22 protein-coding genes are annotated in these 20197 nt (G+C 64.5%); 10 read left to right on the top strand and 12 right to left on the bottom strand.

Annotated features, from left to right (window positions below; genetic code table 11):
* The first annotated feature begins 5 nt into the window (after positions 1 to 5).
* Positions 6 to 1601 carry an MFS transporter gene (locus tag LDO13_RS08485; protein WP_224049549.1) on the top strand — a complete coding sequence of 532 codons (1596 nt, stop codon included), beginning with the start codon at positions 6 to 8 and terminating at the stop codon, positions 1599 to 1601.
* A 172-nt stretch (positions 1602 to 1773) separates the two neighbouring features.
* Positions 1774 to 2160 carry an SHOCT domain-containing protein gene (locus tag LDO13_RS08490; protein WP_224049550.1) on the top strand — a complete coding sequence of 129 codons (387 nt, stop codon included), beginning with the start codon at positions 1774 to 1776 and terminating at the stop codon, positions 2158 to 2160.
* 66 nt (positions 2161 to 2226) lie between these two features.
* On the opposite strand, the gene LDO13_RS08495 is transcribed toward LDO13_RS08490, so the two are convergent.
* The 4 genes from LDO13_RS08495 to LDO13_RS08510 form a co-directional block, all read right to left on the bottom strand.
* Positions 2227 to 2892: a GAP family protein gene (locus tag LDO13_RS08495; RefSeq protein ID WP_224049551.1), complete on the bottom strand. Its 666-nt coding sequence runs from the start codon at positions 2890 to 2892 to the stop codon at positions 2227 to 2229.
* Between the two features lie 39 nt (positions 2893 to 2931).
* Positions 2932 to 4089 carry an AI-2E family transporter gene (locus LDO13_RS08500; RefSeq protein WP_224049552.1) on the bottom strand — a complete coding sequence of 386 codons (1158 nt, stop codon included), beginning with the start codon at positions 4087 to 4089 and terminating at the stop codon, positions 2932 to 2934.
* A gap of 187 nt (positions 4090 to 4276) precedes the next feature.
* Positions 4277 to 4663, bottom strand: coding sequence for an SHOCT domain-containing protein (locus tag LDO13_RS08505; protein WP_224049553.1), 387 nt, complete (start codon positions 4661 to 4663; stop codon positions 4277 to 4279).
* Positions 4664 to 4755: 92 nt separating this feature from the next.
* The gene (locus LDO13_RS08510; protein WP_224049554.1) at positions 4756 to 5238 is read right to left on the bottom strand and encodes a hypothetical protein; all 483 of its coding nucleotides are present in this window, start codon (positions 5236 to 5238) and stop codon (positions 4756 to 4758) included.
* Between the two features lie 291 nt (positions 5239 to 5529).
* Here LDO13_RS08510 and LDO13_RS08515 point away from each other — a divergent pair, with 291 nt between their 5' ends.
* The 3 genes from LDO13_RS08515 (at position 5530) to LDO13_RS08525 (ending at position 7468) form a co-directional block, all read left to right on the top strand.
* Entirely contained in the window at positions 5530 to 5907 is a 378-nt protein-coding gene (locus tag LDO13_RS08515; protein ID WP_224049555.1) for a PLDc N-terminal domain-containing protein, read from the top strand.
* 122 nt (positions 5908 to 6029) lie between these two features.
* Positions 6030 to 6860, top strand: coding sequence for a class II glutamine amidotransferase (locus tag LDO13_RS08520; protein ID WP_224049556.1), 831 nt, complete (start codon positions 6030 to 6032; stop codon positions 6858 to 6860).
* 146 nt (positions 6861 to 7006) lie between these two features.
* Positions 7007 to 7468 (top strand): DUF6325 family protein, encoded by a 462-nt coding sequence (locus LDO13_RS08525; protein ID WP_224049557.1) that lies wholly within the window; start codon positions 7007 to 7009, stop codon positions 7466 to 7468.
* 259 nt (positions 7469 to 7727) lie between these two features.
* Here the strand turns inward: LDO13_RS08525 and LDO13_RS08530 are convergent, their stop codons facing one another.
* The 4 genes from LDO13_RS08530 to LDO13_RS08545 form a co-directional block, all read right to left on the bottom strand.
* Positions 7728 to 9158: a hypothetical protein gene (locus tag LDO13_RS08530; RefSeq protein ID WP_224049558.1), complete on the bottom strand. Its 1431-nt coding sequence runs from the start codon at positions 9156 to 9158 to the stop codon at positions 7728 to 7730.
* Positions 9159 to 9336: 178 nt separating this feature from the next.
* Entirely contained in the window at positions 9337 to 9558 is a 222-nt protein-coding gene (locus LDO13_RS18640) for an SHOCT domain-containing protein (protein ID WP_224049559.1), read from the bottom strand.
* A gap of 28 nt (positions 9559 to 9586) precedes the next feature.
* The gene (locus tag LDO13_RS08540; protein WP_224049560.1) at positions 9587 to 10015 is read right to left on the bottom strand and encodes a DUF6325 family protein; all 429 of its coding nucleotides are present in this window, start codon (positions 10013 to 10015) and stop codon (positions 9587 to 9589) included.
* Positions 10016 to 10355: 340 nt separating this feature from the next.
* Positions 10356 to 10919, bottom strand: coding sequence for a potassium channel family protein (locus LDO13_RS08545; RefSeq protein ID WP_224049561.1), 564 nt, complete (start codon positions 10917 to 10919; stop codon positions 10356 to 10358).
* Positions 10920 to 11169: 250 nt separating this feature from the next.
* On the opposite strand from LDO13_RS08545, the gene LDO13_RS08550 reads away from it, so the two are divergent.
* The 3 genes from LDO13_RS08550 (at position 11170) to cls (ending at position 15759) form a co-directional block, all read left to right on the top strand.
* Positions 11170 to 13698: a LuxR C-terminal-related transcriptional regulator gene (locus LDO13_RS08550; protein WP_224049562.1), complete on the top strand. Its 2529-nt coding sequence runs from the start codon at positions 11170 to 11172 to the stop codon at positions 13696 to 13698.
* 174 nt (positions 13699 to 13872) lie between these two features.
* Complete coding sequence (locus LDO13_RS08555) at positions 13873 to 14259, top strand: SHOCT domain-containing protein (RefSeq protein ID WP_224049563.1); 387 nt, start codon at positions 13873 to 13875, stop codon at positions 14257 to 14259.
* A 33-nt stretch (positions 14260 to 14292) separates the two neighbouring features.
* A complete protein-coding gene (gene cls / locus LDO13_RS08560; RefSeq protein WP_224049564.1) occupies positions 14293 to 15759 on the top strand; it encodes a cardiolipin synthase in 1467 nt (488 codons plus the stop codon).
* 243 nt (positions 15760 to 16002) lie between these two features.
* Here cls and LDO13_RS08565 read toward each other — a convergent pair whose 3' ends face one another.
* From LDO13_RS08565 to LDO13_RS08575, 3 genes are read right to left on the bottom strand one after another with little or no spacing between them, the layout of a single operon-like run.
* Positions 16003 to 16698, bottom strand: coding sequence for a thioredoxin domain-containing protein (locus LDO13_RS08565; RefSeq protein WP_224049565.1), 696 nt, complete (start codon positions 16696 to 16698; stop codon positions 16003 to 16005).
* The gene (locus LDO13_RS08570; RefSeq protein WP_224049566.1) at positions 16695 to 17450 is read right to left on the bottom strand and encodes a cation transporter; all 756 of its coding nucleotides are present in this window, start codon (positions 17448 to 17450) and stop codon (positions 16695 to 16697) included. The genes LDO13_RS08565 and LDO13_RS08570 overlap by 4 nt, the downstream gene beginning before the upstream one ends.
* A gap of 40 nt (positions 17451 to 17490) precedes the next feature.
* On the bottom strand, positions 17491 to 17787 hold the full coding sequence (locus LDO13_RS08575; protein WP_224049567.1) for a metalloregulator ArsR/SmtB family transcription factor: 297 nt from the start codon (positions 17785 to 17787) through the stop codon (positions 17491 to 17493).
* 465 nt (positions 17788 to 18252) lie between these two features.
* On the opposite strand from LDO13_RS08575, the gene LDO13_RS08580 reads away from it, so the two are divergent.
* Positions 18253 to 18555 (top strand): DUF4193 domain-containing protein, encoded by a 303-nt coding sequence (locus tag LDO13_RS08580; protein ID WP_224049568.1) that lies wholly within the window; start codon positions 18253 to 18255, stop codon positions 18553 to 18555.
* Positions 18556 to 18616: 61 nt separating this feature from the next.
* Positions 18617 to 19630: a hypothetical protein gene (locus LDO13_RS08585; protein WP_224049569.1), complete on the top strand. Its 1014-nt coding sequence runs from the start codon at positions 18617 to 18619 to the stop codon at positions 19628 to 19630.
* A 66-nt stretch (positions 19631 to 19696) separates the two neighbouring features.
* Here the strand turns inward: LDO13_RS08585 and LDO13_RS08590 are convergent, their stop codons facing one another.
* Positions 19697 to 20137, bottom strand: a complete 441-nt coding sequence (locus tag LDO13_RS08590) for a DUF1508 domain-containing protein (RefSeq protein ID WP_346347035.1) — start codon at positions 20135 to 20137, stop codon at positions 19697 to 19699.
* Positions 20138 to 20197 lie beyond the last annotated feature (60 nt).

The following is a 20197-nucleotide window of genomic DNA, read 5'->3' on the forward strand; positions in this document are numbered from 1 at the left end:
GACAGATGAAAAAGCCGGACGACGGCGGCTCCCCGGCGGAACCGTTCAATAGCAGACTCGCTTTGCTGCTGGCGATGGCGATGTTCGTGCTGGTCGTCGACACGTCGATCATGAACGTCTCGATTTCCGCCGTGGTGAAAGACATCGGCGCGACCGTCAGCGGACTCCAGTCGACCATCGCCCTTGAGGCGCTGGTATCCGCCGCGTTCATCCTGATCGGCGGCAAAATCGGCGACCTGATCGGACGCAAACGCGCCTACGTGATCGGGCTGTGCTGCTACGCCATCGGGGCCATCGCCATGACCCTGGCCCAGAGTCTTCTCCCGATCATCATCTGCTGGGCCCTGATCGGCGGCCTGGGTGCCTCGCTGCTCCTCCCCGCCATGCAGTCCCTCATCCACGGAAATTTCGAAGGTGATGCCCAGCACCGGGTCTACGCCCTGGTTGGCGCCTCTGCCGCGATCGCCGCCGCGGTCGGGCCTTTACTCGGCGGCTTCCTCACCACGTTCCTGTCCTGGCGTGTCGCCTTCCTGCTCGAGGCCCTCATCATCGCGGTCGTCCTGTCCGGCATTAGGCTCGTCAAAGACGTGCCGTACGCCGGACCCCGGGAACTGGATATCTTCGGATCCTTCCTGTCCATCGTGGGGATGGGCGGCATCGTGCTCGGCATCCTGGTCTGGCAGGAAGGTGGCGAGGCGGTGGGCGCACTCCTGGCCGTGGGTGCCGTCGGACTGGGTGGCCTGGTCTACTGGCTCGTTCAGCGCAAGCGTCGTGACAAGCCGACATTGCTGGACCCGGATCTGTTCCAGTCGAAAGCATTCCGCTTTGGTGCCACAGGACAGATGCTTCAGCAGATCACTTTGGGCGGCACGATGATTGTGCTGCCCATCTACCTTCAGATGGTGCTCGGATACAACGCGATGCAGTCGGGGTTGTCGATCGCCCCGCTCTCGCTCACCATGTTTGTGGTCGCCATGATCGCCGGGAAGAGGTCCGGCAGGCGCCGCCCGGCCAGCCTCATCCGGTGGGGTTTCCTGTTCCTGATCGTGGGATTGGTGGTGCTCGTCCCGGTCGTGCCGCGAGCGGACTCCGGCTGGTGGCTCCTGATCCCGCTGATCATTTCAGGATTTGGCCTGGGGCTGCTGGTATCCCAGCTCAACAACTACACCTTGTCCCCGATTTCGGACGAGCGGGTCAGCGAGGCCGCCAGCGTGAATTCGGCCGCAGGATCGTTCGGCCTGTCCTTCGGGCTCGCGTTCGCCGGCGGGATCATGCTCGCATCGCTCTCGACCATCTTCATCGGCATGTCCAATTCCAGCACGGTCCTCGCACCCGACCAACAGCAGCAGGTCGCGACGGTACTGGAAGAAGACGCCCAGGTGATGAGCGACGCGCAACTTCAGGAACAGCTCGCCGGCCAGCCGGAGGACATCCAGAACGAAATCATCCGCATCAACACGGACGCACGGCCCCTGGCCCTCCAGATCGCACTATTCGTCCCGATACTGGCGGGCGCCGTCGGGCTGGTGACGTCCTTCCGCATGATGAGGCTTCCCGATCCCAAATCCTCTGGCACCGGCGAAGGGGCGATCCTGGGTTGAACGGTGCAGGGGTCAATTTCCCATCCGGGATTTCACCCGCAGCGGATGAGGAAATGACCCGGTCCCGAAGCCGAAGATGTTCTTACCTGCCACTGGTCAGGCAGCCAGGCGATTATCCGGACCTGCACTTGGTTCCATTTCCAAGCCGCATCAACTGAAAGCAGGGAGCCACATGAGTTTCTGGGAAAACTTTTGGAACATATTCTGGTGGTTCCTTTGTGTGTACGCATTCATTGCCTTCCTTTACGCACTATTCGCCATCATCGGCGACATTTTTCGTGACCACGAGCTGAACGGATGGTTGAAAGCCATCTGGATCGTATTCCTGGCGTTCGTGCCTTTCTTGAGCGTGCTGGTGTACCTGATTGCCCGCGGCAAGGGCATGGTAGAACGGGCCGGGGAACGGGCCCGGAAAGACCAGGAGGCCTCGGACGCGTACATCCGCCAGGTTGCCACCGCGAGCCCAACCGAGGAGATTGCCAAAGCCAAGGCTCTCCTGGACTCCGGCACCATCAGCCCCGACGAGTTCGAGAAGATCAAGAGCAGCGCACTCGTCTGACAGTGCAGGAACCGCTAACTACGAGGAGCGCCCCGGCAATGACATCGCCGGGGCGCTCCGGTGCGTTCAAAGTTGGAAAAATGCGTAGCCGGTCATCAGCACCCCAATCGTCAGCGTTGCGACCGCCGCAATCGTCTGTCCGTTCCGCTGCATCCACGAGTAGATCGCGGTCAGCGGCACTTCGGCACGCTCCGGGGAGTGCAGCCATACGGCGATCGGCACGACGACGGCTGACTGGGTGACAACGGCGTAGGCGAGGACCAGCACGGCTCCCAGGAACAACGGCGGTTCCCGCACGCTGATCACCGCACCGGCCGCGACGGCGAGCAGGATCGCCTTGGGGCGCAGGTTCAGGCCCAGGCCCAGGACAACGAATTCCCACGGACGCGCGGATTGGAACCTCGTTTGGAGTTTTCCGACGACGGCACTGTCCGTCTGGCTTCTGCGCCAGAAAAGGTAGATGGCGTAGCCGATGAGCAAGACGCCGACCACCAGGCCAATCTGCGCCAGCAATTCGTCCTGTCTCAGTGACGGCCGGCCGGGCAGGAGTTGCAGCCCTACAGCCGACAGGCCGACAACCACGATCGATCCGGCAACACTGCCGATCAGGAAAGGGAGCGCACCGCGTCGTGGATCGGGGGAGAGCAGGATCATGATGGTGATGCTCACAGGCACGGTGCTCATCGCCCCCGCAAGGGCGAACAGCGCCAGGCTGGTGAGCACGCTCAGCACTTGGAAGTCACCCTGTCCTGGCTGGAATTCGACGGCATGTCATGCCTTGGGCGTGCTGCTGCCGGGGTCCGGGTTGCCGGATCCCCGCCGCGCCCGGCGTGCGCGAATCGCATCGTCTTCCTGCTTGAGCAGGGCCTCGAGGTCTTTTTTGTCACCCGTCAGGGGCCGCCACCAGGCGATGGCCGGGTCGGAGTCGAGGAGGATTGTGCGGGAGAGGAGTGTGAGGGGCACTGCAAGGACGGCTCCGACGGGTCCCAGGATGACGGCCCAGAACAGCACTGAGGCGAACGTTATCGTCTCACTGAGGGCCACCGCATTGCCAACGTACTTAGGCTGGACGATGGACTGAATGACAGTGTTGATCCCGCCGTAGAAGACGATCACGGCCACCACCGTGGGCCACCCGCCGGTGAGGAATCCGAAGAACAGCGGCGGGACGATCGCAATGAAGTAGCCAATGTTCGGAATGAAGCTGCAGATGAAGGAGAGCAAACCCCACAGCAGTGCGCCGGGAACCTGCAGGATGGTCAGAAGGAGCCAGTTGAAAAGGCCCTGGGCTACCCCAAGGACCGTGGTGGCCACCATGTACCGGCGGACGCCGCGCCCAAAGTCGTTGAATGCGGTGACCATGTCCGGCCGGTGGTAGTTCAGATGCGTCAGCACGGCCGGCATGCGCGAGCCATCCACCCCCATGAGGATCAGCATCGTCAGGATGACCACAAGGCTGCCCACGATGCTCGTGATGTTTCCCAGGACTCCGCCAATGAAGCTGATCAGGCGGCCGGGAGTGAACCCCTGCAGAAAAGCCTGGGTCTGCTCAGGGCCAAACCCCACAGATTCCAGCAACGCGGTGAGGGAGGCGCCAAGTTGAGCGAGCTGCGGCGCATACTGCGGCAACAAAGCCGAGAACTGGGCGAGCGAGGCAACGAGTATCGCGGCGAAGGCCGTCAGCAGCCCAAAAACTGCCGCGATGGTTGTCCCAGTAGCGATTCCCCGAGGCACTCCGCGCCCCTGCATCCAGCGCCGCAAGGGATGGACGCAGAGCGTGAGGACAAACGCAAAGAAGACGGGGATGACAATTCCCCGCATGGCAGCCAGGCCGAAAGCCACGACAGCCGCACATGCCAAAGTGAGCAGGATGATCGCCGAGCGGGGGAGGACGGGACGTGGAGAAGGTTCCGCTGGTTCCGGACCCATTGAGCCCTCCTTCGTTCGCCTTGGAATCAGTCTAGAGACGCGGGGCCCTTCATAGCAGGGACCGCATGGCGCACTCCGATCCCGGCCGGCGCAGCCGGGCAGCCGATTGGAGATCGCCGGTCAACGGGTAATCAGTCATTGGGACGACCTCCTGGCTCGGCATCACCCGTGGGCGTGTCGTACGTCTTCAGCTTGTGACACTGTCCTTGATTCGTTGGAACTCGTCAGGAGTGATGGTGCCCGCGTCGAGAAGGGCCTTGGCTTTGGCGATTTCCTCAGTGGGGCTCGCGGTTGCGACACTGCGGATATAGGAATCGGCTTCCGCCTGGTCCCGCTTGGCCCGCTCCACGGACCGCTGGGCCATGCCCTTGCCGCGGGCCACCATGTACACCAACAGTGTCAGGAAGGGCACGAACGCCAGGAAGACGATCCAGACGGCCTTCCACCAGCCGTTCAGGTCTTTGTCGCGGAAGACGTCGGAAATGACGATGAACAACGCGTACAGGAAGGCGAAGAATGCGTACACGATGAAAAACCACCAGAAGATGTCCCAGAAGTTTTCCCAGAAACTCATTCGGATCCCTACTTTCGATTGATGTGGCATTGTCCGTGAACGCAGCCTCGGGCCGGAGCGAGGTCAACTGCCGGCCCGGGGAAACATGGAAATTAGCACTTGACCTCAGTGGCGAGGTCGCTCAATGCGGCCTGGACGTTTGCCGCTTCGTCCCGCAGGGAGTCGACGGCTGCGGTGAGGGTGGCGTCGTCGGGAATATCGTCTACGGCGGCAGAGAACTGTTCTTCGGCCGACTTGACGGCGTCCACCCGGGCTTGAGCCGCGCTCCCTGTTGCGCTGACAAGATCGTTATAGGTCTTCACCACCTGGTCCCGTGCCGAGCGGACCTGCTCCAACGTGGACCCCGGCTTGAGGGTGTCCTTGAAACCTGTCAGCGCCTGCGCAAAGGCGTCGGCGGCGGCGCAGGCCGGAGAGACGGTCTGCTGCGGGCTGGATGTACTGGCTGGCGGGCTTGAGGTACCCGCTGGCGGGCTTGACGTGCCCGCTGGCGGGCTTGGCGTGCTGCAGCCAGCCAGCAGCACGAGCGCCGCAAAGAGCGGCAGCAACCAAGCCAGGACTCGTCGTGGCCTCGACATGGGATGTCCCCTCTCAGATGGGCATTCGCCCGGCAGCCCTGTCACTGCCAGCTAAGTCCATCGTTGGCCTCGAGCCGCGCGTACACCTCACCCGCCGGGGGTGATACGGGTTAGGCGGAAGACCCCACCGCACACTCAATCGACGGATCCGGGAGCGTTGCGGAGGACTGTTCCGGAGAGCGGCAATTTGTGGGACGATGCGGGCACAGGCAGCCGGGTAGGGGTTCGAAATTCTCTGCCCCGCCGCAATTTGTGTGCGATCCCGGTCCGTGGCGGCGGAAAGGAACAGTCATGACGTTTTGGGACTTCTTTTGGCTGATGATGTCGTTTCTGCTTTATGTTTCGTACCTTGTGGTGCTTTTCCTCATCGTCAAAGACATTTTCTCGGATTCGACGCGTGCCGGATGGAGCAAGGCTGTCTGGGTGTTGGTCCTCTTAGTCGTCCCGGTCTTCGGCGGCCTTGCGTATTTGATTGCCTTCGGGCAGTCCATGTCACTTCGGCAGGCTGCGCGGAACGATGTGGCGAAGGAAGACTTTGACGACGATGTCCGGCGGACTGCCGGAACCAACCCGGCCGAGCAGATCGCCCAGGCCAAGACCCTGATGGACGACGGCGCCTTGTCGGCCGAGGAATTCGCCGCGCTGAAACAACGCGTGCTTGGCCAGTAAGAGTTGCCGCGGAGGGCCAGTAAGAGTTGCCGCGGAGGTTTCACCCGCGGGAGGTGATGCGCCAGCCTTGTGCCGGTGGTGGAATCGTGCTGGAAATCCGCCCCCGATCTGAAGGAGACGACATGTGCCGTTGGCTAGCGTATTCAGGTTCGCCCGTGCGATTGGATGACCTCCTCTACAAACCCGCCAACTCCCTCGTCATGCAGAGCAAACATGCACGCATGGGAGTTGAGACCACCAACGGTGATGGGTTCGGCGTCGGCTGGTACGGTGCCGCGCCGGTTCCCGGGGTGTTCCACAGCACGGAGCCTGCCTGGCACGACCGCAACCTGCGCGAGCTCGCAGGGCATGCCTCGTCCGGCCGCGTGTTCGCACATATCCGTGCCACGACCGGCACCGCCGTTCAGCAGACGAACTGCCACCCGTTCCGCCACGGGCAGTGGCTCTGGATGCACAACGGGGTCCTCGCGGAATTTCCAAAAGTGAAGCGTGACTTGGCCATAGCCGTCGAGCCCAGCCTCTACCCGGAGATCGAAGGATCAACCGACTCGGAAATGTTCTTCTACCTCGCCCTGACCTTCGGCCTGGAGCGGGACCCTCGCGCGGCGGTCGCTGAAGCGGTGGGATTCATCGAAGACGCCGGTCGGCGCCACGGCATCGAGCATCCGATCCAGATGACCGTAGCAACTACCGACGGCGACACCACCTGGGCGTTCCGCTACTCCAGCGAGCGCAACTCCCGGTCACTTTTCCACAGCGCCGACATCGCAACGCTCCGCGAACAGTACCCGGACAACCCCATACTCCACGAGCTCGCGGACGACGCGCGGTTGGTGGTGTCCGAACCGCTGGGGGACCTCCGCGGGGCATGGCAGGAGGTACCGGAAGCCACGTGCGTCGTTGTGCACGGCGGAGGTCAGGAACTGTACCCGTTTGCGCCTGCAGCTTCCTAACGCTGCTGCAGCAAAAGGCATCCCACGGCGGCGGAGAGTCAGGTCACTCGGCCCGGATGAGGCGCCACGCCGCAGTGGAAGCACAGGATGGGACTGCGGCGGTCCGTCGGATCGCCTGAACCCAATCAGAAACGGAGGTCATCAGCATGGCTGATTCATTGGATGAACTGGGGCCGGTTGACTGGCTCGTTGTGGAGTTCCCCGGGCCCAACTTCGGTGAAGGCCAGATCGCCCCGTTCCTGGACGACTTGGTCAAGCGTGAGCTCATCAGGGTCCTCGACATGGTTTTCCTGAGGAAGGCTGAGGACGGCACACTCGAGACGGCGGAGATCTCCGACCTCGACGAGAGCCAGCTCGGCGAGGTGCGCATGGCCGAGGCCGAACTGGCCATGGTGCTCTCGGAGCAGGACGTCATGGACCTGGCCGAGACGATCGCGCCCGGCCACTCCGCCGCGGTCCTCGTCTGGGAGAACCAGTGGGCTGCCCCGTTCGGGGCGGCCGTCCGCAAGGCCGGCGGGCAGCTCGTGGCGAGCGGCCGGATCCCGACCCAGGCCGTCATCGCCGCCTTCCAGGCGGACTCAGACGCCGAAGCCCAAACGCAGGAATGAAGAAAGGAGCCTGATATGCCACTGGCAGCACGACGCAGGCGCAGGACCGCAGCCGCCGTGGGCGGGGCGATTGTCGTCGCCCACGGGATTAACCGTCGAGGCGACCGCCGTGAGGACCGGAGGGACGACCGCGGTGACCGCCGCGACGACCGCCGCGATCGCCGAGACTGACACGCAGTTCAAGACCACGGAGCCGGCTACCGGCACACGCAGGTGCGCATGACCCTTCCGGGGCCATGCGCACCTTTGTATACCCCGCTTATGGCAGTGGGAGAGTTGGATTCGATACCTCCGGCGGTGGACTTCCGGCCACGGGCACTTCAGGCGGACTGCCCGGCGCGGGCCCTCCGGCATGTTCAGCGGCGACGGCGGGCCGGCACAGCAACTCGATCAGGAGGATCGCCAGTCCGGCAAGGATGGCCGTCCAGATGGCGACGGCCGCCGTCGGGTACTGCCAGAGGATGAGAACGAGAATGGCGACGCCGATGACGGCGGCCTCCAGGATCCGGCGGTAACGGGCCAGCCAGTGCTGCCACGGCCTGGGTTGCCCGGCGCCGACCTTTCCGGTCACGTAGTCGCCTGCCCGTGCCAGTCCTTGCCGGACGGCCTCCGCCGGGCGCGAATGGCCCGTAAGGAAGGCGGCGACGGCCATCAGCAGACCCACAACGAAGACAAACCGCACGCCGGTCCGGAGAGGCACCAGGAGGGTATCCACAAGGCTTTGGGCCGCCGAGGGGGAGACGGTGGCAGACGGGATTGAGCCGAGGAAGATGTCCAGGCCGATGGTGAGCGCGAGGGCCAGTAGAGCCATGGCTACCGCTATCCCCAACCCGACACGGCTCGTCGTACGCCGCCTCCAGCCCCGTGGCGCCACCGCGATGGCTCCGATGGCGCTCAGCACCGTCATCCACGCCAGGATGGGGGCAGTCCGGTCCAGCGTTCTGATGGCATCCGTTGCCCTGACGAGTTCGGGGGACTGGAGCAGGGTGATCTGTGCGTTGACTTCCGGAATTCTGGCCGCGATTTCCACGCCTTGATCGACAAGGAGGGTCTTGACCCGGGCGATGATTTCCTTCGTGGAGATTGAGACTGTGCCGCTCTCGTCGATGGTCACGGTTCCGCCCGTGTTTCCGGTTGCGAGGTTGACGATACTCTGGTGCGCTACGCGGTTGACCTGCGTCCAGAGATCCTGGAACTGCGGGCTGGCGACGAATCTGGACACGGCGGTATGGATCAGCGACTTCGTCTGCTCGGCAATGGCGGGTGCCAGCCCGGAGATAACGGCGGCCACGCGTGGTGCGACTTTGCTCAGTTCGGTCATCGCGTCGCGGGTGATGCCCTCGACGTCGACAGCTTCGGTGATCTGGGTGGTGACCTTATTGGAGATCTCCGCCTGGATGGCGGGGTCCGAGGCCAAAGGCGCGACAGTGGCCACATAGCGGTCAGTGTCGAGCAGCTCGCTGCGCAGGTACAGGGCCGGCACGGTGGCGAACGCGAGAACGGCGGTCAGAACCACCAGGACGACGGCGATAATCCGTCGGGCGATCCCCGATCCGCGGCCTGGGGGGGTCGGTCCAGTTGAGCTGGCGCGGTCCTTTTCGAGCTGAAGGCGGGCGACCTCGGCACGTAGCCTGAGGATTTCTGCCTGCTCCGGGCTGCCGGCGCTGTTTGCGTCATCATGAAGTGTCATGGGAGTTCGCCGCCTAGGTAACTTCTCGCCGCAAGGGTTCGATTTGTCGAGCCCGGGGGCCCGGATCAGGGGGCAATGCCTTCAGTGTGTGGACGGCGACACGACTGCTCCATCGCTTCACGGGAACCACCTCCAACGTCTGGGTTCGGTTAAGGGTGTCTGGCTTCGCAGGCTGGGGTCACATCAGAAGCCTGGATTTCGCCGCGGTGAACTCCGCCTCGGTGAGCATTCCGGTGCTGCGCAAGTCGGCGAGGCGCGAGAGTTGGTCCGCCAGCTCTCTTCCGCCCGCCGGCGTGGGAACGGCCGGTCGTGGAGCGTCCCGGGCCGGAGTGCCCCGGAGCGCGGCAGTCCGGGCAATGGTTCCAAGCAACCCTGGCCTCCCGGCTCTGGCAAATGGCATGAGGGGTTCCTTTGCGGGTGTGTCACGGTCAAATTGCTGTCACGCCATCGGCTTCGAGCGCCAGGACCGCTTCTTCGTCCGGGATCCTGGCCTGCAGGGCCGTCACACCCCCCGAGCGGCGCACTTCCTCTGACAATCGGTGCGCCCAGCGGTGTTCGACGACGGCGACCAGCGCCATCTGGCTGTTTCCAATTGTCTCCGCCGCCCACCCGATGTCGGCGTCGCTAAGCAGCGTCATCGGCCGGGCATCACGGATCATTGCAGACCATGCGGCGGGCAGGCTGTCGTGCAGGTCGCGGACCTGCATCACCCCCGCCTGATCCTTGGTGACCAGGACCAGATCTGCCAGGGCAATGGCCCCTGACTTCACCGTTTCACTGAATGCCTTGATCACGTTCGCGTCGATGGCCGGTTTCGGGAAGGCGCAGATAATCACTTCCAAGGGGCCGATCTTCATGGAAAACTCCTGTTCGCGCGTCGTGGAGTCCTGCAGTCGTGACAATCCCTATTGTCCGCAAGGGCCACGCGCCCTGCCCCACCCGCCCGGGGTGATCTGTTGCCGTCGCAAGGAACCCAACTTGCGGGGAGCGAGGGCTGTGCGTCTTCCGGTGAGACTCATTCGCTGGAGGCGCCAGCCTTCCGGGCGTTCAACGCGTGGCTGTTCCACGGGGAGTTGCCGGTGCCGACGGTCCCAGCGATGCATCATCACCCCTTTCGGGTGATCGTCCGGGTGGGACGAGGGTGGTTGACCTCCCGGAGATTGACGCGGCAGAGGTCTGGCCCGGCCAGAATTCGGGTCAGGTGTCGCCCAGCCGCCGGCCAGCCGCGAAGAAGGCAACCTTGGCGACCAGCACGAGGGCACCGAGGCCGGCGATCATCTGGACTGTCACGACCGCGCGCGCGAGTTGGCTCACGGGAGTGATGTCCCCAAACCCGACAGTGGCGAACGTGACCGTGGTGAAGTAGAGGGCATCCATCCTGCTCAGCGGTTCCGTAAACGCCGATGGATCGGTGGTGGACATCGACGTGTAAAGGAATGCGAAGAGGAACAGGAACATCAGCACGGTCTCGACAACGGCTTCGGCCGCGCGGACTTGGGGCACCTCTGCCCTGATGATCATGCGCAATTCAAGCGCCAGGGCGAAGAAGAATACGAGCAGTATTCCCACCAGCCGGATCCAGGCCGCCGCGGGATAGTCCTCGTTGAAGCCTCCAATAGGAATGTTGGTGAAGAAGAAGATGAGCAGTGCCAGGAAGGCGGCGAGCCGAATTCCCGCGACGAAAAAGACGTGCCGCCTCGTGGCCCGGTCAAGTTGACGGACAAACACCGGTGGCTTGCGGCTGCCGTGCTTAGTGGCCATGACTGATGTTACCCCCGCACAGATATACCCGTCCGCTGGCCGCAGCAGCCGTAAGATCGCTGTCCCGCGGGCCTTGTGAGAGTGTGCAGGCACAAGGACCTTATGCCCCTATTGAACGACGCTGCAGGTCCCTACCATCGATTACGTGGGAGAGCCGCAGAATTCGGAATGGGGACCCGGTCCGCAATTCAAGCTCCGACCGCCTCTGCGCGGTCTGGGGACGCTGGAGCGCCCGCGCCTGGAAGACGCATTGACCGCAGCAGCTGATGCCCACCGGCTCACTCTCGTCGCCGCGCCTGCCGGCTACGGCAAGTCGACCATTTTGGGCGATTGGGTCCGCAACTGCGACCTCCAGTGCGCCTGGTTGTCACTGGACCGTTTCGATACCCAGCCCGCCCGGCTGTTCCATGGGGTTGTCGAAGCGATTCAGGCGGTTGTCGCTCAAGTTCCTTTGCCCGGCAACGACGCCCTGATGGCGCTGGAACCAGGCCTCGCCCCGGATCGCGCTGCTTCCTATGACCTGCTGCTCGGAGCCCTGGAGCGACTGACGGAGCCGATCGTACTGGTCATCGATGACATCCACCTGGCAGGGCAGGGGCTGGCCAACGGAGTCGTCGGGGTGCTTGCCGCCTCAGCCCCGCCCGCCTTGCGGCTCATCCTCTCCGGGCGGGGGCATCCCCCGATCCAGTTGGAGCGGCTCAGGTTCGGGGAAGGCCTGGGCGAGTTCGGGGCAGCAGAACTGGCCTTCACCCGGGACGAAGTCACCCGGTTCGCGACTTCGCTGGGACACACTCCGGGCTTCGACGCCGGACAACTCTGGCACCAGACCGGCGGCTGGCCGGTTGCTGTCCATGCGGGTCTCAACACACCGGTTCAGGGGGGAGATACGCCGGGCGGGAATTCGGTTTCCCTTCCCGTGCAGGTGCCCCTTGGCGATTACATCGCGGAGGAGGTCCTTGACCAGCTGGACCCGTCACTGGCGGACTTTGTCCTCCGTGCCACCACCTGTGATTGGCTTGTCCGCCGGCTCGCCGTCGAGCTTCATGGCCGCCCCGACGGCGGGATGCTGCTGGAGGCGTGCCTGCGCGACGGGTTGTACATCGAAGAGCACGAACGTCGAGGCGGAGATTCGACGTACCGTTGGCACCCCCTGTTCGCGGCCCAGTGCCGCCGGATCCTGGAGCGGAGGGACCCCCTGCTGGCCGAACGCCTCCACCGCCTGGCGGCGCGACATTATGAGGACACCGACGTCAGTGAATGCGTCGCTCACGCCCTGCAGGGCAATGCTGCCAGGCAGGCTGTCACGGCGCTGGGAGCGTCCTGGCTCGAGTTCCTGCTGTGCAACGGTGCCCACGCCCTCGAACAACTCTGCAGCGACCTGCCGGCCCCCTGGAACGAAGACCCCGAGATCTTGATGGTCAGTTCCGTGTGCCGCGCCCTTGAAGGTGACAGCACGGCTGCCTCGGAACTCGCCGGCCGTGCGCTGGCGCGCACCTCGGCACTGGATGGAGTCCGGCGCCGACAGTTTGACCGGTGCCGGGCCCTCTTCGAGCCGTTCCCTGCCAGCGGTCGCCCGGACGTGCCCCCGCCAGCCACCCATAGCAGGGCGGGTGCCGACGAGGCACCGGAGTGCCTGCCCACCACGACGTCAGGACTGTTCCTGCTCGCCCAGGCTGAGTTTCGTTTTCACCGCATGGGGGACCAGGCCGCCCTCCTGCTCCAATCGGCGGCGGGCACCGCCACCCAATGGGCGGCGGTGGAAACCGGTTCCATGGCGGAACTCGCACTCGCCTTCGCAGTTGCCGGAGACCTCGAAACGGCCGACGACACTGCGACGCAGGCCCTGGAGCGGGCCGACGGACTGGGGCGCAGTGCGCAAGACCGGATGGCGGCGGCCTGGCTGGCGCGTGGAATCGCCTGCTACTGGAAAGACGAACTGAGCAGTGCCCGCGCCCATCTGGCAAAGGCCCAGCGCCTTGGCGGCGATTTGTTGCCGCTCGGCCCGCTATGCGTCCTCTATGGCGTCCTGGTCGACTGCGCCCATGGCGAGCAAACACATCTTGCCGAATCCAGCGCATCCCTTGAGGCGTTCAACGACCAAGGGCTCTATGGTGTGTCGTGGTCGGATTTCCACACCATCGCCAGGGCTAAGATCGCCGAAGCCCAGGGCGACTTGGAAGGCGCATTGACCATCGTCGCTCCGCTGGGAGCCGGCGGGCGTTCCCCCCAGGTGGACATGCTCCTGGCGGAGCTCTTGCGCCGCGGAGGAGAACACGGCACCGCCGCAATCTGTGCCCAGGCCCTGGCCGACCGGCACCGCAACCGCTACCTGGACACCAGCATGAGCCTGACCGAGGCCCTCCTGGCCCAGGCGGCGGGTGATGAAGCCCAGATGCACGAGCGGATAGAGCATGCGGTCCACCGCGCCGAGCCCCAGTCAGTCCTGCGCCCCTTCACCGAGCGGAGGGACGAACTCGCAGCCCTGTTGATCCGGCACGCCGTATGGGGCACCAGCCATGAAGCGTTCATCGCTGCGCGGATGGCACGCCACGCTGACGGGCCGCCCCACCTCCGAACGCGTTCCTACTGGACGCTCACAGAAAGGGAACGGGAGGTCCTGGCCTACATGCGCTCAGTGATGACCGCTGCCGAGATCGCAGAGGCCCTGTACATCTCCGTCAATACGGTCAAGACGCACGAGCGGTCAATCTACCGAAAACTGGGCGCGGCAGGTCGGCGCGATGCCCTCAAAACAGCCGCCGAGCGTGGAATCGTCTGAAAATTGTGGATGGTCCGGGCACACGGCACCGGACTACCGTCCCGGCCGGCGGATTTCACCCGCAGGGGGTGAGGGCCACAACAGTTGCGGACGCCCAGAATTGTCATGAGTGCCAACGGCCGGGCTCGGGAGAATCCATCCAGGAGGCCGCACCAGTTGAAAGCAGGGCAGCAAATGAGTTTTTGGGAGAATTTTTGGGACATCTTCTGGTGGTTCTTCACCGCATGCGTCTTCTTCGCCTACCTGTTTGGGATATTCGCGATCATCGGTGACCTCTTTCGCGATCACCGGCTCAGTGGGTGGTGGAAGGCCGTCTGGATCTTCTTCCTGTGCTTCCTGCCCTTCGTGACGCTGCTGGTGTACCTGGCCGCCCGCGGTGACGGCATGGCCGAGCGGTCCGTGGAGCGGGCCCGGCGCGACCAGCACGAGGCCGATTCCTACATCCGCAAGGTTGCCGCCGCGAGCCCCAGCGAGGAGATTTCCCGGGCCAAGGCGCTGCTGGACGCGGGGACCATCAGCGCCGACGAGTTTGAAAGAATCAAGAGCCGGGTGCTGGTCTGACATGTATGCAGCGGCGAAGGCCCACAAGTAGCCGTGCGCGGATTCTTCCAGGATCCCGAGGCTGTCGCTGCGCTCCTGCTTGCGGTCCACATCTTCCTCGTTGCCGTCGCGGCTGTCCTTGTGTCCGTGAACCGCCGACCTTCCTCGGCAATCGCCTGGGTGCTCGCCATAATCTTCATCCCGGTACTCGGCGCCGTCGCGTATTTCTTTGTGGGGTACGCGAAACTGCCCAAGGTCCGCCGGGACAAACAACGGGAAATCAATGAACTGGTCCTGGCGCGGACCGAGGGCAGCCAGCTCATCAGCCATGGCGATGACTGGCCGGAGTGGTTGCACTCGGCAGTGACGTTGAACAACAACCTAGGCGCGCTGCCCATGGTCTCCGGCAACAGCACACAACTCCTGCCTGACTACAACGGCACCTTCGATGCCATGATCGCCGAGATCGACGTCGCGGAACGCTACGTGCACGTTGAGTTCTACATCCTTGCCCTCGATCCGACCACTGAACCGTTTCTTCAGGCGCTGGCCCGGGCGCGGGAACGCGGCGTCGCCGTGCGGGTGCTCTCCGACCACTTGGCGGGTCTTATGTTCCCGGCCCGGAAGGAGACCATCAAATACCTGGAGGACGCAGGGGCGGAGTATCGCCCCATGCTGCCGGTGCGGCCGTGGCGGGGCCAGTGGCAGAGGCCGGACCTGCGCAATCACCGGAAGATCGTGGTGGTCGACGGCCGCGTGGGATTCACCGGCTCGCAGAACCTGATCGATGCCAGCTATAACAAGAAGAGCAACCTGAAACGCGGGCTCCGGTGGCACGAGCTCATGATGCGTATTGAAGGGCCTGCTGTCCGCGAGCTGGATGCCGTCTTCGCGACGGACTGGTACAGCGAAACTGATGTCCTTTTGTCGCTGGAGTCCGGTCCCGCTGTCCCCAGCCAGGGATCTGCGCTCTTTGACGCGCAGGTCCTGCCCAGCGGTCCCAGCTTCGACAACGACAACAACCTGAAGCTCTACGCCACCCTGATCCATAAGGCCGAACGCCGTGTCAGCATCACGAGCCCCTACTTTGTACCGGACGAATCCATCCTGATGGCTATTGTCACGGCCGCGGCGCGGGGCCTCCGCGTCGATCTCTTTGTGTCCGAGGTCGGTGACCAGAGCTTGGTGTACCACGCGCAGCGTTCCTACTACGAGGCGCTGCTCCGCGCCGGCGTCAGGATCTACTTGTACCGGGCCCCGCAGGTACTGCACTCGAAGCACTTCACCATCGATGAGGAGGTTGCGGTGATTGGGTCCAGCAACATGGATGTCCGGTCCTTCAGCCTCAACATGGAAGTCTCCGTACTGGTGCATGGGCGCGGTTTTGTGGACTCAATTCGTGAGGTCGAAGAACAGTACCGGGCAAACAGCCTGGAGCTGCAACTTGAGGACTGGCTCCGCCGGCCAGTGTCCCAAAAAGCGTTCGACAACCTGGCGCGCCTGACTGCGTCCCTGCAATAGCGCGACGGCGGCCGGACGGCGCGTGCTGGGATGCTGCCTGCCAGGCGGGCCACCCCGCGCCGCGGCATCAGCCTTGCCCGCGTCACATCACTTGCACCGGAAACATCCCGCCATTACCAGCGGATTCAGCACGACGTCAACGTTTTGCTCAACCACCCCACCTTGAGCAGGGACCCGATCCTGGAACAGGCGGGCCGTGGCCTGCTTGGCATCGGGTTTTCGATTCCCGCGTTCTGACCGTGGCTACTTGGCGGCGTCGGTAAGCAACTGGCGGAACTCCGCCTCCGTGTTGAGCACCAGCTTTTTGCCGTTGAGGAAGAACGTGGGCGTGCCCTTGACCCCCAGCGCCGTACCGTCCGCGACATCCTTCCGGATCCGTTCCTTGGTCTTTTCGTCTGCCACGGCGGCGTCATACCTGGCCATGTCCAGCCCAAGTTCCTGCGCGTAGCTGCGGAACACGGCCGCCTGGGAATCCTGCTTCCCGCCCCACTGGGTCTGGGTTTCGAACAGCTTCGCTGTCATCTGCTGGTACTTTCCCTGCCGGGCGGAGGCTTCAACGGCCAAGGCAGCAGTCCCCGAGTTCAGGTGGCCGGGGAGGGGGAAATAGCGGTTCACGAAGGTGATGCGGTCGCCGTACTCCTTCTTCAGTTCCTCGACGAGTGGGTGGGCGGCCCGGCAGGATTCGCATTCGAAGTCCAGGAACTCGACCAACTGGGCTTTTTCGACGGCGGGGGAGGTGAGCCGGTGGCTGTCCTCGCGGACCAGTTGCGCACTGGCCGCAGGCTGCGGAGCCGCCGGTGCGGGCTTATTCGTGGAGACAACGGCGTACCAGACGAGGCCGGCCGCGACGATGACCCCGATCAGGATCCAGAGGATCAGGCGCACCCTCTTCGCGGGGTCACTCGGGGCGGGGACGGGTTTTGCCGTGGTCTGTGTCATGGGTGCGGGCTGCTTTCCTGGTTGTGGTGGAGGTCGGGTTCGGTCGGTAGTGAGGGGGCGGCAGGGGGAGCGCAGCCGCCGCAGCAGTCACCGTCGCCGTCCGGCTCGGCTGCATCCAGTGGTCGGGGTACGGCACAGCAGGCGTCGCCCTGCCAGGCGTTGATGCCTTCGCGGACTGCAATCACGGCAATGACCAGCGCTGCCCCTGCGTCCGCCCACCACCAGCCCAGCGTGCTGTTCAGCACGAGGCCGAGCAGCAGCACCGCGGAGAGGTACGTACACAGCAGAGTCTGTTTGGAGTCGGCCACGGCCGTCCGTGAGCCGAACTCCCGCCCGGCCCGGCGCTGCAGCCAGGACAGCACGGGCATGATGGCCAGACTGAACGCCGCAATGACGATGCCCGGCGTCGAATGCTGTGCCTCACCTCCGCCGGCCAGTGAGGTAACCGAGTCAAAAGCTACAAAGGCGGCGAGCGCGAAGAAGGAGATCGCGATGATCCGCAGGGTCAGGTGTTCGCGCCGTTCCGGATCCTTGGCGGAGAACTGCCAGGACAGGGCGACGGCGGACGCCACCTCGATCACCGAGTCCAGGCCGAAGCCGATGAGCGCGGAGGAGTCGGCGACGCCGCCGGCCCAGAGGGCGACGATGGCTTCGATGACGTTATAGCTGATCGTTGCAGCGGCGAGCAGCCGGATGCGCCGGCTCAGGACGGCGTGGCGGGCCGGATCCGGTACCAGCCGGAGCGCGGTCATGCCGTGGCCTTCATGCCAGGCACGTCCCGTCGGGTGCGCATCAGGCGGGGTCAACAGCGAGGACCACGCCAAGCAGGTCACCGATGGCGTGGCCCAGCCGCGCGTCGGCGAGCTCGTACCGGTTCCGCCGGCCGTCCGGGACGGCGACCACCAGGCCGCAGCCCCGCAGGCAGGTCAGATGGTTGGACATGCTCTGCCGGGAGACTTCGAGGGATTCGGCGAGGTCTGAGGGGTAGGCCGGGCCCTGGGCCAGGGCAAGCAGGATCCGCGCCCGGGTCGGGTCGGATATGGCATAGCCAAACCGCGCCAGCACGGGCGCGTGCGTGAGGGACTCCATGCAGCAAAAGTACAGCGGCGGGTGTATTCAGGCAATTGCGTGCCGGCGCGAAGCCCGCAGTGCCCCTTTCCCCGACGGCGGCGCGTCAGGATTCGGGCCAGTTCCGGGAATTGCTGAAGCCGCACCCCTGCCGGCTGCATTGCCGGGCACTTACCCGCCAGTCGGGTTGGCTGGAGGTCACTGGGCGTTCGTCCTTCCAGATTGGAATGACCCTCGAGCCGCACTCCCGGCACGGCGGCTCCACATGAGCGCGCCTTTGCGCTTTGTTCATAATTTCCCCCAAGAAACTTTGCTCAATCGAAGCTTAACTCTATCGATTGTACAAATAAAATGCATGCCAGCACGGACCGGATGGCGGCCCGGCGCCGGTTCTTGCTGCAAAGCTCACTGCGGGGAGGGAATACTGGAGCAGTCCTGTCTGTTGAATACCTATCCGAGCAATCCGAAGAAGAGAGAATCACCCCCGTGGCAACCGATTACGATGAAGTTCGCTCCGACGTCAAGGAATCGCAGGACAGGTCCCTGGAGGCACTGCAGTCCGCGAACGCTCCCGACGCCCGCAGCGTTGTGCGTGAGTTGGATGAGGCGGATTCGCTGGACGGTGCAATGGTCCCGGGCGGGGAAATCGTTGCCGAGGAACTGACGGTCCAAGTCATCCCGCAGGCGAACGACGAATTTACCTGTTACTCCTGTTTCCTGGTCCGGCACCGCTCCCAGATAGCGCGGGAACAGAACGGTCACGCTTACTGCGTTGACTGCGAAGGCTAGAGCGTTCCCGCGGGTCGGCGAAACCCTGTGACGGAAACCCGGCCAGCACTACAATCGGCGCATGACTGTCCTGGACTGGCTGCTGGACTCTGATCCTTCCATCCGATGGCAAGTACTGCGGGATCTTGCCGGCGCCCCTGCCGATGTCGTCGCCGCAGAGCGGGCGAGGGTGTCCACCGAGGGGTGGGGCGCCCGGCTGCTGGCATTGCGCGGCGAGGACGGGCAATGGGCCGGCGGCGCGTACTTCCCGGCGCAGGGCGTCGACCCCGACGTCGGCGAATCCGAGGGCAGCGCGCCGGACGGCCAGGGCGAACCCGGCGGACTCGACGTGCCCGACGACGGGAGCCAGCCCTGGACCGCCACCACGTACAGCCTCCTGCAGCTGCGTGACTTCGGCGTCGACCCGGAGAGCGACCAGATGCGACGGGCCGTGGCGCTGGTGCGGGACAACTGCCGTTGGGAGGAGGGCGGGCAGCCCTATTTCAACGGGGAAGTCGAACCTTGCATCAACGGCATGACGGCCGGGCTTGGAGCCTACTTTGGCCAGGACGTCGAGGGCGTGGTTGCCCGGCTTGCCCGTGAGCAACTGGACGACGGCGGGTGGAACTGCTGGGCCGTGGACGGCGCGGTGGTTTCATCGCTCGCAACAACAATCAACGTGCTCGAGGGGCTGCTGGCGCACGAGCAGGCAACCGGCGGGTCTTCGGCCTCCGTCGCGGCCCGGCGGCGGGGCGAGGAATATCTCCTTGAACGGGGACTCTTCCGGCGCAAGAGCACCGGCGAAGTCATTGACCCGGCCTGGCTGGAGTTCACCTTTCCCACCCGCTGGCACTACGACGTGCTCCGCGCCCTGGAGTACTTCCGGTCCGCAGGCGCTCCGCCAGACCCGCGGTTAGCTGAGGCGATCGAGCTGGTCAGGTCCAAGCAACAGCCCAACGGCGTCTGGCTGCTGGAAAACACGCATCCCGGGCAGGTCCACTTCGAACTGGAAGACGGTGACGGCCGGCCGAGCCGCTGGAACACCCTGAGGGCGCTGCGGGTCCTGCAGTGGTACGGGAACGGAGTGGACGCATAGCCAAGACGCCCGGGCGTCGCGATGCCGTCCCTGGTGGTCCTGGTGGTCCCGGTGGTCCTGGATGTTCTAGGCCGCGCCGTTCCATCTCGGCGTCGTTGTCGCCCGTCGGATTGCCCCGGCCCGGGTGTGGAAGCCGTCGCCCCGCCAGTGCCAGTGGTGGCGTGCCTGCGGGGCGGCGCCGGGACGGGCCGCAGCCTGCGTCCCGCTTTGCATCCTGCCCTCGGGGCAGAGATAGGTGACCAGGCCTGTGCCGGCGCACTCACGCACCGCAGCGATGCCGGCGACGGCGGCGGCCTTGTCGCTGAAAGCAGCCGAATCCGCCACCACAGCTCCGTCCGGCGCCCTGAGCCGGAACCGGAAATTCGAATCCCCGTCAACGAACACTTCAAACATGCCGGCCATAACAAAATCCTCCCGGTCGGCGGGGTGCTCCCCGGCGTCGATACGGGGGATCAGACGGGAGCGCATCACTGCGTCCGTGTCCCGCTGCTCTGGTAGAACGATCACAAAGAATCAGTTCATCTGGTGGTAACCAGTCTGTTGCAGGCTCCGGGGGCTCACAAGACA

The organism is Arthrobacter sp. NicSoilB4 (assembly GCF_019977335.1).
Classification (GTDB): Bacteria; Actinomycetota; Actinomycetes; order Actinomycetales; family Micrococcaceae; genus Arthrobacter.

Excerpts from the sequence above, each read along its gene's own strand:
- LDO13_RS08485 (WP_224049549.1), top strand. The coding sequence starts at position 6 with ATGAAAAAGCCGGACGACGGCGGCTCCCCGGCGGAACCGTTCAATAGC.
- LDO13_RS08490 (WP_224049550.1), top strand. The coding sequence starts at position 1,774 with ATGAGTTTCTGGGAAAACTTTTGGAACATATTCTGGTGGTTCCTTTGT.
- LDO13_RS08500 (WP_224049552.1), bottom strand. The coding sequence starts at position 4,089 with ATGGGTCCGGAACCAGCGGAACCTTCTCCACGTCCCGTCCTCCCCCGC.
- LDO13_RS08505 (WP_224049553.1), bottom strand. The coding sequence starts at position 4,663 with ATGAGTTTCTGGGAAAACTTCTGGGACATCTTCTGGTGGTTTTTCATC.
- LDO13_RS08510 (WP_224049554.1), bottom strand. The coding sequence starts at position 5,238 with ATGTCGAGGCCACGACGAGTCCTGGCTTGGTTGCTGCCGCTCTTTGCG.
- LDO13_RS08515 (WP_224049555.1), top strand. The coding sequence starts at position 5,530 with ATGACGTTTTGGGACTTCTTTTGGCTGATGATGTCGTTTCTGCTTTAT.
- LDO13_RS08520 (WP_224049556.1), top strand. The coding sequence starts at position 6,030 with ATGTGCCGTTGGCTAGCGTATTCAGGTTCGCCCGTGCGATTGGATGAC.
- LDO13_RS08525 (WP_224049557.1), top strand. The coding sequence starts at position 7,007 with ATGGCTGATTCATTGGATGAACTGGGGCCGGTTGACTGGCTCGTTGTG.
- LDO13_RS08530 (WP_224049558.1), bottom strand. The coding sequence starts at position 9,158 with ATGACACTTCATGATGACGCAAACAGCGCCGGCAGCCCGGAGCAGGCA.
- LDO13_RS18640 (WP_224049559.1), bottom strand. The coding sequence starts at position 9,558 with ATGCCATTTGCCAGAGCCGGGAGGCCAGGGTTGCTTGGAACCATTGCC.
- LDO13_RS08540 (WP_224049560.1), bottom strand. The coding sequence starts at position 10,015 with ATGAAGATCGGCCCCTTGGAAGTGATTATCTGCGCCTTCCCGAAACCG.
- LDO13_RS08545 (WP_224049561.1), bottom strand. The coding sequence starts at position 10,919 with ATGGCCACTAAGCACGGCAGCCGCAAGCCACCGGTGTTTGTCCGTCAA.
- LDO13_RS08555 (WP_224049563.1), top strand. The coding sequence starts at position 13,873 with ATGAGTTTTTGGGAGAATTTTTGGGACATCTTCTGGTGGTTCTTCACC.
- LDO13_RS08565 (WP_224049565.1), bottom strand. The coding sequence starts at position 16,698 with ATGACACAGACCACGGCAAAACCCGTCCCCGCCCCGAGTGACCCCGCG.
- LDO13_RS08570 (WP_224049566.1), bottom strand. The coding sequence starts at position 17,450 with ATGACCGCGCTCCGGCTGGTACCGGATCCGGCCCGCCACGCCGTCCTG.
- LDO13_RS08575 (WP_224049567.1), bottom strand. The coding sequence starts at position 17,787 with ATGGAGTCCCTCACGCACGCGCCCGTGCTGGCGCGGTTTGGCTATGCC.
- LDO13_RS08585 (WP_224049569.1), top strand. The coding sequence starts at position 18,617 with ATGACTGTCCTGGACTGGCTGCTGGACTCTGATCCTTCCATCCGATGG.